Genomic DNA, 1,149 nt, shown 5'->3' with positions numbered 1-1,149 from the left:
CGGTCCAATGATCGAAGTTAGGCTGGTAAGAGCCGCGAGCGATCCTTGAAGCTGTCCCTGATGGTCGTCATCTACCTGCCTGGACAGCATGGCCTGCAACGCGGGCATCCCGATGCCGCCGGAAGCGAGAAGAATCATAATGGGGAAGGCCATCCAGCCTCGCGTCGCGAACGCCAGCAAGACGTAGCCCAGCGCGTCGGCCGCCATGCCGGCGATAATGGCCTGCTTCTCGCCGAAACGTTTGGTGGCGGGACCAGTGACGAAGGCTTGAGCGAGGGCGTGCAAGATTCCGAATACCGCAAGCGACAGGCCGATCATCGTCGCGCTCCAGCGAAAGCGGTCCTCGCCGAAAATGACCCAGAGCGCTGCCGGCACCTGTCCTACGAGTTGCATGATAAAGAAGACAGTCATAAGTGCGGCGACGATAGTCATGCCCCGCGCCCACCGGAAGGAGCTGACTGGGTTGAAGGCTCTCAAGGGCATCGGTCGACGCTCTCCCTTATGCGACTCCTGCATTAGGAAGCAGCCCAGTAGTAGGTTGAGGCCGTTGAGCACCGCCGCCGCAAGGAATGGTGCATGCAAGGAGATGGCGCCCAACAGTCCCCCGGCCACGGGGCCTGCCACCATACCCACGCCGAAACAAGCGCTCATGAGCCCGAAGTGGCGAGCCCGATCTTCCCCATCGGTGATGTCGGCGATATAGGCGCCAGCAACCGCACCTGTGGCGCCGGTGATGCCGGCCACGATGCGTCCGGCGTAGAGGATCCACAGGACGGGTGTGGTCGCCATGATCGCGTAGTCGATAGTGGCTCCAAGTAGCGAAGCGAGCAGGACTGGGCGGCGGCCAAAGCGGTCGGACAGTGCTCCGAGAACGGGTGCGCATAGAAATTGCATCAACGCATATAGCGCTAGCAGCACGCCATAGTGACTGGCGATGCTGTCGGAATGGACGATATCCCGCAAGAGGCCCGGCAGTACCGGCATAACCAAGCCTATGCCTACAGCATCCAGGGTGACGGTGCCGAGGATGACGATGAGCGCATTGTTAGATTTCATACACGGTGCCTGACTGCGTTAGCAATTTAACTGTGATAAACTACCGCATTAAAGCTTATCGATGATAAGCTGTCAAACATGAGAATTCTCTGA

General features: G+C 59.4%; 1 protein-coding gene. It reads right to left on the bottom strand.

What is annotated here, in order from left to right:
• A partial coding sequence (gene tet / locus BSCG_RS00205; RefSeq protein WP_008777654.1) for a Tet(A)/Tet(B)/Tet(C) family tetracycline efflux MFS transporter occupies positions 1-1,056 on the bottom strand: 1,056 nt, incomplete at its 3' end.
• Positions 1,057-1,149 lie beyond the last annotated feature (93 nt).

The sequence above is a fragment of the Bacteroides sp. 2_2_4 genome (assembly GCF_000157055.1).
In the GTDB taxonomy this organism is placed as follows: Bacteria; Bacteroidota; Bacteroidia; order Bacteroidales; family Bacteroidaceae; genus Bacteroides; species Bacteroides ovatus.
The sequence above is the reverse complement of the archived record's forward strand: the minus strand, read 5'-3'. Positions and strand labels throughout refer to the sequence as shown.